Source organism: Vibrio sp. 10N.222.55.B11 (assembly GCF_041473705.1).
In the GTDB taxonomy this organism is placed as follows: domain Bacteria; phylum Pseudomonadota; class Gammaproteobacteria; order Enterobacterales; family Vibrionaceae; genus Vibrio; species Vibrio crassostreae_C.
The window spans coordinates 1-11,757 of sequence record NZ_JBFRST010000068.1 but is presented as its reverse complement, the minus strand read 5'-3'; the positions used below and the strand labels follow the sequence as shown (position 1 = coordinate 11,757).

Here is an 11,757-nt window from a genome sequence, read left to right as displayed (position 1 = left end):
GGGATAAACAACAAGATAAAGCTAATCAAGCGAATGGGGTATGGGTATCGAGATACCGACTACTTCTTCTTGAAGATAAAAGCGGCTTTCCCCGGAAAGCCGCGATGAACCTTTTTTAATTCACAGTTCTAATTAAATTTATGAATTTTAAGTCTTTATTCTAATTACAGACACTAGTTCCAAATGTCACATTTTCAATGCAACAAGATATCACTTCAGAGCCTTGCCTGTGACAAGAATCACTTACAGAATGATATCCATCTCATAACATGCGCGTCCCAAATTTCTTTCAGCAATTAGCGGACCCACTTTATGAAATTGTTAAAAACATCTATCGCTTTCGCCATCTCTTCTGCACTTTTGATTGGTTGCAGCAGTGACACAGATTACGTTCAACCTGAAGAAGTAAAGATCGCGACTTATAACTTGTCTTTTGATCGTGCCACCTTCGAAGACCTTGTAACAGAAATGCAGATTGAACCAAGCGCTCAAACAAAACTAGTAACCGACTATTTGGATAACACGATTGATGACGCTGACAAAGTAACAGCTGCCAAGGTTATCCAGATCCGCAACGTCGCTGCCGTGATTCAAAAGAATCGACCTGATGTGCTGATGATGGCTGAATTTAACAATAATGGTACTGGTACCGACAAATCAGCGCTCGAAGGCTTCCAGAAGAACTACCTTTCTGTTGCTCAAAGTATCGAAGGTGCAGGTGGCGACGCGAACCTAGAACCAATTTCATATCCATATTTTGAAAGCTACTCGACCAATACAGGTTTGTTGAACGAATTTGGTTTTGATTTAGACAATGACGGTAATTTTGGAACACTTCCCGGTGATGCGTGGGGCTTCGGTTTCTACCATGGTCAGTATGCGTTTGCTCTAATGTCTAAATATGAGATAGACACGGCCAACACTCGCACATTCCAAGAATTTAAATGGAAAGATCTTGAAGGTGCAACCATCCCAACAATCACAGTTTGTGATGATCCTAGTAAGTTCCCTGTCGGCATGAACTGTGGCGACGAGTGGTACACAGCAGCTGAATGGGAAGAAGTTCGTCTATCGTCAAAAAACCACGTTGACGCGCCGATCCTAATTCCAACTAAAAACGGGACAGAAACCGTTCACTTGTTGATGTCACACCCTACTCCTCCAGCTTTTGATGTGGGTAAGAACATTGAGCAAAACGCAGCGGAAGTCGACTTCTGGCACCAATACATCCAAAACAAGTCGTTCATCTATGATGACACTGGAAAAACAGGTGGCCTAGAGCAAGGCAAGCACTTTGTTATGATGGGTGACCAAAACCTAGATCCTGTTGATGGCGACGGCATTAGCTCTGTAATGCAAGATTTGCATAACGACTCGTTAGTTAACCAAGACGTCACCAATGGCAGCTTGTATCCAACAAGTTATGGCGCAGCTGAACATGCGGTAGATAAATCATCGTCTCACCCACAACCGAACCGTATCACTTCAACATTTGGACTTGCTGTAGATTACGCACTGCCTTCAGCAACACTTAACATCGTTGATTCTGGTGTTTACTGGGCCGCTTCTTATGAAGAAGGACGCAAGCTATTCAATGACTCACGAATTGGTGATTATGGTAACGGTAAAGATGTTTCATCTGACCACCGCATGATCTGGGTAAAGGCTGATTTCAGTAACTAATTCATTCACTTTTTAAAATGCCCGGCTTAGTGTCGGGCTTTCTTATGAGCGTAATTCATTAAAAATCTCGCGATTACAAAGAGAATTATGGACACAAACAGCCATAGTCATTGGATAGATCGTATCTTTTTCTTTGGTTTATAGATACTTATATTACCCGGACCCAGAGATTTATTGCCCTAGGAATTCACAATGACTAAGCTAACCATTATTGCAACGATCGTCTCTAAAGAAGATAAAACTGAGCTAGTTAAATCAGAGATGATTAAATTGATCGATAAAACCCGCTCCGAAGAAGGCTGTATCAACTACGACCTCCATCAAGATAACAGTAACCCTGCTCACTTCGTTTTTCATGAGAACTGGGATTCTGAAGCTCATCTAGAGAAACACTTAGCGAGCCAACACATCGCCGAGTACATGGCTGCGACTGAAAACTGTATTGAAACCTTTGTGATTAACAAAATGACGCACATTGCCTAACCAGTCACTCAGTACTGATTCAATAAAAACCCTGCTTTCAACGCAGGGTTTCGCTTTTCTTGCCTGTCATGTTGTTTCGAGTTCATTTTGTGCCAGGCTCGATGTGCCGCTTCCTCCCTCATAAACAGAAGCTAATCTCTCCACAGTCGAAATATTCCTAAACCAATATCAAGTAACCTCACGAAAGATCATTCACATTCATTTAAATACTGTTCGCGCGCTTTGACCATAAACTAAGCGCCAAATTACAAGAACAACAGTCGACAGGAATGTAGATGAATACCAAACAACTTGAGGACGCTGTAAGTGAAGTGAACTTATTCAATCAGCACCTATACTTAATCCAATCCGTGCATACCATTCCGGCCCCAAAAATGAATTGGGAGTCGATTGCGATGGAGCCTGCTCCGGTAATGCCAACAGTTCGATTCGATCATAAAGTCAAAGCCATGGAAGCACTCGATGAGTACAAGCCTAGCTGGCTAGATATGCTGCTAGGCAACAAGTCGAAATTGTACACCCTCACCAACAATATTGAGCGTGCCGCCGAACAGGACATCGAGCAATACAAGACAGAGTTTGTGCATTGGGTTCAAAGCTACAGCTACTGGGCCAAGGGCAATCAATTATCGAAAGGTATTTTAAACAACGATAGCGAAGCAAAGCTTTCTGCCCTTTCCGAAGCTCAGCAGAACTCCATTAACGCCGCGGTAGCCGACACTAAGCTGATTAACCATAACTTCAATACTTATAAGAATGGTCACCTGCTAGAAATCAATATTCAGGTTAATAAGCACAACGTGATCCCTAAAGAAAAAAAGGTAATGTGCCAAGGTGAAGTGAAGCTTGAAACGATGTCTCTTTCTGAAAGCAATGCTTTATATCGAGAGTATGTCTCCAGCTGTATTCTCAAATGTGCGCAAGATGCTTTCAATGTCTTACCCGAGACGAGCGTTGTGATCAATGTTGAACAGATTTCAGCAGATCAATCAAGCGAGACCATAGTTTCATGGCATGTCGAACAAGGGCTACTCGAGTTCTTATTAATCGAAGACGATAAACCTTCTGAGATACTTGAATTCTTTGTCCACATTGAAGATTTCAATCCTCATCGAGGTAGCGGGTTCTCAGCGATAAAAACGATTTTTTCGCCTTTACCTATGGCGTCGTAACTCACTCGCATTTTCGATTCAATCATTGGCGACTCTTCACGACTAACCTTGCGTTCGTCGTGTTCTATCATTTTATATACCAAACCATTATGTCGACACACGCTATCTCGCAAACAACGCGCCCATTAACAAACACAGTTTCATACACACGATACCTAGGAAAGCTACCTTTAGCTCTCATCGCGTTCTCTATGCCCATATTTGGAAAAGAGGCTGGAGAGGAGGTTGAAGAAGTGGAAGTCGAGGACCAAGTCGTATTAAGCCAAGGTTCTGAATTACAAGAAGAAGCTAAAGAATCCCCTTTTACGACCTTGACCAAGCTTGGGTTTATCTACTCACAAAACACCAGCTCATCTTTGTCGATCAACTCTGGAATCTCTATTGGATACAAAAAAGAGAACTGGGGCCAACGAGTTCAGTTTGATACCTACTATACCGATGCTGAAAACGACGAAGACGGTACCAATCGCTATACCACCAACTATGGCATCAGCTATGACTTGAACGAAATCACCTATTTGGTCGCGACAACACGTTTTGAACACGATCACTATGGTACCTATCGTAAGCAATTCATTACCGCGACCGGATTTGGTCGTCACTTTTACGATACAGAAAGAATCAAGCTTCAAGGCTCTGCGGGTCCGGGTTACAGAATCAGTCAACGACAACCCTCCGATGAAGAGTTCCCAAACAAAGAAAACTACGAGCTGATCGTTAATGCCAGTATTGATGGATCGCTAACACTTACAGAAACGTTTTCTATGGGTGCAACTGCAAACATGGCCTACGGTGAAGAGAACACAAACTACAACCTAAAAGGCTATTTGAAGAACATTCTGATGGGTAATTTAGCACTGACGTTTGATACCGAATACATTTACAACACCACTGTCGCCTCAGATCAAAGTAACGCCGAAATCTACAGCTCAATGAATCTAAACTACGATTTCTAACCGCCCTCACCGCTTTCCTGACTTAATCTAGCCCACAATAGCAAAAGGCCCTCACAATGAGGGCCTTGAAGTATCTAGATAAATTTAAAGCATCTCGCTACGCTGGTTTGGTTCTTAATCGAGTCAACGCATCCATCTGTTTTAGATTCGCCATACCAACGTAAGCCACTGGTACTAAGAACAGTGAGAAGAAGGTTCCGGCTGTCAAACCTCCGACCAACACCAAACCAATATTGATTCGACCTAATGAACCCGGACCATCTGCTAATGCCAATGGCAATGAACCGAGGATCATCGTCAGTGAGGTCATCAAGATAGGACGCAGCCTTGAACGTGCACTGCTGATCGCCGCTTCTTTTGCACTCGCGCCAGATTTGCGTTTCTCGTTGGCAAACTCCACCAGCAAAATACCGTGTTTGGTCACGAGACCAACCAGTGTCAGCAATCCTATCTTCGAGTAAATATTGAGGCTTTGACCAAATACCGAAAGCGTCAAAATCGCGCCCACAATACACAATGGAACCGTTAGCAAGATGATCATTGGGTCAACAAAGCTTTCAAACTGCGCCGCCAAGATCAAGAAGATGAAAATCAACGCCAATACGAACAGCACTTGTGCGCCCGCGGTTGAATCAACCAGGTCTTTAACTACGCCATTGAACTCGTAGCTCTGAGCAGGTTTCAACAGACTTGGTACCGTGTCATCAATGTATGCCTTCACGTCGCTCGCCGTATATCCGGGCATCAAGTCCGCGGTGATTTCAGCACTGTCTTTACCCATGAACGTCTTGAAATTAGATTCCGATGTCACTTGCTTGATTGATACAAACTGAGATAAAGGAAGCCTTTGACCCGACTGTGAATCCACGTACAGCTTATCGAGCACCTTGAAATCGCCAAGATCACTAAGATTTACTTGAACTTGAATTGGGTACGTATAGCCATCATCCGCTTGTAGATCTGCCGCTTTCACTGATCCTAAGAAAGTAGATAGCGCATTGGTGACATTACTGTAATCCACACCAGACAATACGATAGCATTGCGGTCAATCGACAAGTCATAACGCAATTGGTCACGCAACATCGAATTTTTAATGTTGGTCACGCCCTCATAACTCTCAAGCGCCTCCACCACCTCATTCGCCGTTTCCGACAATACGGTGGTATCACGGTTAACCGTCGTTAACTCTAGGATCATATTAGTGGCAATGTTCAAGTTATCAGCCGAGCGAACCTTGAAAGACATGCCATAAGCAGAGACCGAACTTTGCGCTTTAGCGATAAACTCGTTCACCAACTCATCAGCTGACTGGTCACGCTCGCCCCATGATTTCAATAAAACGTGATTGGTCGGAGTCCCTTCGATGTAAGATAAATTCGCTTCTACTGAATTATCACCTTTGAACACACTGTTGAGTTGCTCGTTGTTGTCTAGGTGATACTGACGTCCGACTCCTGTAGGAGGCGTTGAAGTGACCTCAACAAAACCAGTATCTTCCGTTGGAAGCAACACTTGAGGCATTGTCCAAACCGCTAAGGCCGATAAAGCGATCAGCACTAAAGCAATACCACTCATCAGAGCCTTACGATCAAACCATTTGCCTAACTCTTTCGTGTATAAATCCGATAACACATTCAGTTTCGCATCAACTTTTTGATACCACTTCGCCGGGGTTGATACTGGCTTCATTAAGTAAGCACTCATCATTGGTGAGAGCGTTAACGCCACAAACCCAGAGATGATCACCGCTGCTGCAAGCGTGAACGCGAACTGCCTGAATAGATCGGCGGTTAGGCCTGCCATCAAGCCAATTGGTAAGTAAACAACGGCCAAAGTCAGCGTCATCGCAATCACTGGAAATACGATCTCTCGACACCCTTTAATTGCAGCATTGAACGGCGTTTCACCCTCTTCGATATGACGGTAGCAGTTTTCAGCCACAACAATCGCATCATCAACCACCAAACCAATGGCGAGAATGATAGCGAGAATCGTCAGTACGTTGATGCTAAATCCAAGTAAATGCATGACGGCAAATACGCCTATTACGCACACAGGAATGGTGATAATAGGAATAGACGCCACACGAACTGAACCAAGGAACAACACGACAACGGCTGAAACCAGAACAATCGCTTCAACTAAAGTCATGAAGCCTTCGTCAATTGCAGTTTTAATAAAATCAGCTTGGTTATAAACCATCTTCATCTCAATGCCTTCAGGCAACTGAGGTTGAATCACGTCTATTTGCTTCTTAACCTTATTGGCAACCGTCACTGGGTTTTCACTTTTCAGTGGCAGTAACTGAATCGACATAGCTAAGTTGTCGTCAACACGAAGAATACTCGGTGTAAGGCTCTCCTCACCCATTTTTACTTCAGCAATATCGCCAATGCGAATGATTTTGCCGTTATCGACACGAACCACCAAATCTCGCACATCATCAACACTGGTCACTTGGTTGACTGGGTTAATGGAGAAATCTCGCACCTGACCTTTGATAGTACCCGCGGTAAATGTCGCATTGTATGAGCTTAATGTTCCAACCACATCGGATGCACTCATATTGAGCGCCATCATTCGATCTGGTTGTAACCACACACGCACCGCTTTTTCACTGCCACCATACGGCCCCCAAATCCCCCCCACACCTTGTATGTGCTTAAACTGGGGCACAACTTGCTGGCTAATGTAGTCATACATGTCTTGCTTAGACATCTTGCCGGTATTCACAAACGTGATGATGTTACTCGGCATACTGGTATCAGAAGAGTCATCCGTTACCGTTGGCTTATCCGTCATACTCGGAGGAAAATCACCAATCGCTTCAACACTGCTACGCAGGTTGTTCATCAAGCTGGTGTATTCGACGTCATTAATGTCATCTTCAAAAATGATTTTTAGATTACACGTTCCTTCCTGACAGTCGGTCGTCATGGTTTTCACGCTGTCTAAGCCTGTTGCCGCCGTGATCAGTTTATCTGCCACATTGCGCGACATGAACTCAGCGCTCGCGCCATTGATCGCCGCGGTTACAGTCGCCGACGGTGTTTTATGTTCAGGAAAGTATTGGATTGAGAGCTTTTGAAACGACAAAAGCCCAAGCAAAACAATGGTAATACTCAGAACAGACGCAAACACAGGGTGCTTGATACAAATCTCAGGAAGCTTCATTCAGATTCTCCTTCGTTACGGCTTCCTTGCTTTGGGTTTGCTTGCTTAAAGTTTCCTTGCTGTGAGTTTCCTGGCTTTGGATTTCGCTCGATGATTGCTCAGCGGCCGCATTAGTTTCCGCACGCTCGTTATTTTCGTTGACCGCTTCGTCTACACCTTTTGTTGCTTCCGTCCAATCAACCGAAGGCTCAACCGGATGTGCTTCATCAATCTGTGTTTCGGTCTTTTCTACCTCGGGCTTAACGGTCTGCTTAGTGACCTCTTTGTCTATTGGCTCCGTTATTAGCTCAACCGTTTTCTGCTCCGCATTAGGGTTCATTACCTTAACTAGAGACGCTTTCTTTAGGTTCTGTTGTCCCGTCACCACGACCTGATCACCCAGTTTCAATCCGCTTTCAACAACGACGTACCCATCGTTAGTATTCACGCCCAATTCAACAATGCGTTGCTCGATTTTTTCGCCATTCACAATCCATACAAAACGTTGTGCATTTTTTGCTTGAACGGAATTTTGGGAAACCACCATTTGAGTCGTGTCTTCGCTCGTCATTTGGCTTACTTTGGCAAACATACCCGGAACTAAACGATGATCTGGATTGGTCACGTGCGCGTGTACTTCTACGCGACCTGAACTCTCATCAACCGCGGGGGCAATGTAATCCACCACACCAGAAAACGCTTCATCGACAAAAGCATCAACTTGAATAGAGACATTCTGTCCAAGTTTTGCGTTGCCTAGATCCGATTGTCCAATGGAATACTGAACTTCGACAGGATCGAGTTTGATCAAACTCACCAACGCGGTTGCGCCATCAATCTTACTGCCCACTGAGTGGGTAAAGTTGGTTAATTGCCCATCAAATGGCGCAACCAATAAATAGTCATTCATTAGCGCTTCTTTCTGACGGAAATCAGCCGCAGCTAAATTCGCCTGCTCTCCCAGTTCTTCAACATCTTGTTGAGACATAGAGTCAGGCTGTTTCTTTAGTAATTCTTGTACTCGCTTTAATTTCGACTTTGCTAACGCTAGAGAGCTTCTTGCTTTGTCTAGATCGGCTTTCGCTTTGGTATTGTCCAGTTGAGCGATCAACTCGCCTTTTTTAACTGAATCTCCATCTTTGAAATGGATATTGAGAATTTTGTCGGAGGCACTGAATGTCAATGCAGCAGAATCCGTTGCCCTGATTTTGCCAACCTCGTTGATTGAAGATGTGAACGCTTGTTTGTGCGCTTTTTCGATAGTCACAGGAATCAAGTTTGAGTCTTGGGCAAACGATGGAGAGATATGTAAGGCAAACAGTGCCAAACAGATTGTTTTACTAAGCTTTGTAAATTTCATTTTTAATAACCATAACCGTTTGAATTCGTCTGAATTAAAACGTTTTTCTAAGCAGCTATTTCTTACTTAATGAGCTTCCAGCTATTTAAATAATGCTAAAACAGCTAATAATGAGAAAAGGGCTCAACTCACTGTCGAGCCCTGCAATTTTTATATGATTCCTAAATTTTTACGTTCTGAACTCCAAAGTAAAAGTTAAAAACGATGTTGATATTGAACACCAAGCAAGAGAGCATCGGCAGTCACATCAGCAGTTATATTGGAACTCGTTCCTGGAATCGTCGTCAGGTTTTCGTCAATATCTTGTAATTCTCCGATGATAAATCCGACTCCAACGTCCACAGAACTGGCATCGGTGAAGTTATACGTCCCTCCGACTGTTAACAAGTGACGGTTAACATCAGGAATAGAGAGCGATGTGAGTTCGTCAGTCGGGGAAATGTCGTACATGTAACCCGCTCGCAGAACGATGTCTTTTAACATGGTGTATGTACCACCGACAGAAACATGTCCTGCATCTTTCCATTGATACTCTTTAATAGAGTCGTCATAAGAGTCAGATGTTAGCGAGTCAAATTCAGACCAGTTCACCCACTGCAAGCTGTAATGGAAAGCCCACTGTTCGTTGAGCTGGTGCCAACCGGAAAACTCTAGAGTGTCTGGTAGAGGTACGTTCATCTTGTCGGCAGGGACGCCGCCTTTGGTAATGTCACCTTCCACTTCGATATCTGGGCTGTAACGATAGGAAATACCAAATTTGTTATTCTCATTAACTTGATAGGTAGCACCAATATTGGCGCCCAAGCCAAATCCATCAGCATCAACACCGAGTAAACCTTGACGCGAAATTTCACCTTCACCGTAGATAACATCAATACCAGCACCTAAGTTGAGCTTTTCAGAGATCTCATAAGCGACAGCGAAGCCAACATTGATACTGGAAAGCGCCGTTTTGCCTCCAAACTCATCCGCTTCGAACGAGTTATCAAATTCGACGTCAGTACCGAAATTGGAGTGAACCGTTACACCTAATGTGAACTTCGAATCTTCGATAGAATGAACATAATGAATGTTTGGAACTAATGTCCCTGCGTCTAATGATTGGTCATCCAACATTTCAGTATCACCAATCATTGGCGTGTAGCTAACATTAGACACATCAATACCACTATCGACATAGATAGCACCTACAGAAAGTGTTGGTTGCTCGATGTAAGCCATCGCAGCGCTGTTCTTAGCCACAATTGCCGCACTATCGGCCATAACAGCATCACCCGCGAATGCACGGCCTAAACCCGTTGCTGATTGTGCGTTAAGTTGGAATCCTGCGGCGTTTGTTAAACATGGAATGAGAGCAGCTGCGGTGCCCAATATGAGTTTATTCTTCATCTTGAGGCACCTCTGTTTCGATATGGTCTTCGTTATTAATGACAACAAGCGAACCGTCAGTCATCACCATCGAAGCAACAGCTAATTGTTGGGTTGTCACGGCTTCACGTACATCTGACATATTTTCGCCAGGCATACCCGGTAGGCCATTTTCATCAACGGGGCCTTCATAAGGAAACAAATACGTACCGTGTCCACCGGTTGTCGTTCTTATGACTCCACCGAGTTCGATCTGATCACGCTTTGTACCCGTTATAGGGTCTAAACCAAGGGCCGTAATTAAGGGCTCAGTGCCAGTTCGAATATTATCTGGCGCGGTATTAGGAATTACGCTATCAGGAACGTAATCAACGCCAACGTCACAGGTTTCGCCGCAATCTCCAACTGCAGCTAATAAAAGAGTCGGTTGCTCAGCCTGAACTTGACGAGAGATGAAGCTAGCAGGGTCTGCACTATCAATTGTTGCTTGAACTCCTTGTTTAAGGTCGGTAACAACCAAATTGAAGATGTCATTCTCTAGCTGACTGACAAGTAGCGCGCTATCGGACGAAAGTTCAACAAACTCTCTAAGTGCCTCAATACATTGTTGATTCGTTGCTTCTTCTGTACATGTATCTGGTATGACAGTTTCAGCAATACCGTGCTGAACATCTGGAGACTTCTTAACACCTTCAGACATTTCAGGGCCTAAGGTTTGAGAAGACAGAACCAAGTTGGTTAGCCCCTGCCCCGGAACAACAAAGTTCACCGTATTGAATTCAAAATTAGGATTAGTATCCGAGTGAAAATCAGGGCTTGCTTGACTAAACTCACTCACCATTACCGACATGATCCCACCCAACGATTGTCCGATTAGATGAACGTTATTGTTATCAACCCAACCTTCTTGGCTCAACGCATAGCGTAGACCCAGAAAATCAGAAACAGACTGCTGGAGGTTAGAACGAAGCGCTAAAGGGGAATCAATATTGATGAAGAAGGCTTTGTTTGCTCGGGCACTAATTTCCACGTGCTCAGGGCTTGAGTCATAACGTATCCGCTCACCGTGATATGGCATATCGATCGCAACCACGGCATAACCTTTATCAGTATATTCCGCAGCCATTAAAGAAGCAGTGCCGCGCTCTGCTGTAACACCATGAATAAAAATTGCTGTAGGTAACTGACTACTTTTATCCCATCCATTAGGAACATAAATATCTGCAGTTATATCTAACTCTTTGGTTATCTTCGGGGTTGGTTCTCTTTCTGTAGGAAAACCACCGTGGCTTTGTTGCGTAATTAAATTTAAAGATAGAACAACCCCGTTTCGCGTATTTCTTAATCAATACGACAAGTTTCAGGCATACCTAACCCAGTAAGCTTGTTCAACGCTTTTATCATCGCGTAAGTTTCACCCACCTGGGCATTGTAATTTCTTAAGCTCAATCGTCCTCCTAGCAACTGTTTAACTCGATACATCGCTGTTTCTGACAATGAACGTTTGTGGTATCCATACCGCTCTTTCCAATACTTATTTGAGCCGTATAATTTCTGGCAACCCACGGCGAGATTTCGAGG

General features: G+C 44.0%; 8 protein-coding genes and 2 pseudogenes. 5 read left to right on the top strand and 5 right to left on the bottom strand.

Annotated features, from left to right (window positions below):
* From AB4503_RS22510 to AB4503_RS22490, 5 genes are all read left to right on the top strand, one after another.
* On the top strand, positions 1–108 hold a 108-nt coding region (locus AB4503_RS22510; protein WP_136977434.1), incomplete at its 5' end, for a transposase.
* A gap of 204 nt (positions 109–312) precedes the next feature.
* The gene (locus tag AB4503_RS22505) at positions 313–1,683 is read left to right on the top strand and encodes an endonuclease/exonuclease/phosphatase family protein (protein WP_065584769.1); all 1,371 of its coding nucleotides are present in this window, start codon (positions 313–315) and stop codon (positions 1,681–1,683) included.
* Between the two features lie 192 nt (positions 1,684–1,875).
* Positions 1,876–2,166 carry a putative quinol monooxygenase gene (locus AB4503_RS22500; RefSeq protein ID WP_065584768.1) on the top strand — a complete coding sequence of 97 codons (291 nt, stop codon included), beginning with the start codon at positions 1,876–1,878 and terminating at the stop codon, positions 2,164–2,166.
* Positions 2,167–2,441: 275 nt separating this feature from the next.
* Positions 2,442–3,338, top strand: coding sequence for a hypothetical protein (locus AB4503_RS22495; protein WP_065584767.1), 897 nt, complete (start codon positions 2,442–2,444; stop codon positions 3,336–3,338).
* 191 nt (positions 3,339–3,529) lie between these two features.
* Positions 3,530–4,294 (top strand): DUF481 domain-containing protein, encoded by a 765-nt coding sequence (locus AB4503_RS22490; RefSeq protein WP_372115742.1) that lies wholly within the window; start codon positions 3,530–3,532, stop codon positions 4,292–4,294.
* 97 nt (positions 4,295–4,391) lie between these two features.
* On the opposite strand, the gene AB4503_RS22485 is transcribed toward AB4503_RS22490, so the two are convergent.
* From AB4503_RS22485 to AB4503_RS22465, 5 genes and pseudogenes are all read right to left on the bottom strand, one after another.
* On the bottom strand, positions 4,392–7,469 hold the full coding sequence (locus AB4503_RS22485) for an efflux RND transporter permease subunit (protein ID WP_372115741.1): 3,078 nt from the start codon (positions 7,467–7,469) through the stop codon (positions 4,392–4,394).
* Positions 7,456–8,808 (bottom strand): efflux RND transporter periplasmic adaptor subunit, encoded by a 1,353-nt coding sequence (locus AB4503_RS22480; protein ID WP_108155859.1) that lies wholly within the window; start codon positions 8,806–8,808, stop codon positions 7,456–7,458. The genes AB4503_RS22485 and AB4503_RS22480 overlap by 14 nt, the downstream gene beginning before the upstream one ends.
* A gap of 195 nt (positions 8,809–9,003) precedes the next feature.
* The gene (locus AB4503_RS22475) at positions 9,004–10,197 is read right to left on the bottom strand and encodes an outer membrane protein transport protein (RefSeq protein WP_372115740.1); all 1,194 of its coding nucleotides are present in this window, start codon (positions 10,195–10,197) and stop codon (positions 9,004–9,006) included.
* Positions 10,187–11,461 (bottom strand): annotated as a pseudogene (locus AB4503_RS22470) (alpha/beta hydrolase-fold protein); the annotation flags it as partial. The gene AB4503_RS22475 and the pseudogene AB4503_RS22470, both read right to left, overlap by 11 nt.
* Before the next feature lie 56 nt (positions 11,462–11,517).
* Positions 11,518–11,757: pseudogene (locus tag AB4503_RS22465) on the bottom strand (IS5/IS1182 family transposase); the annotation flags it as partial.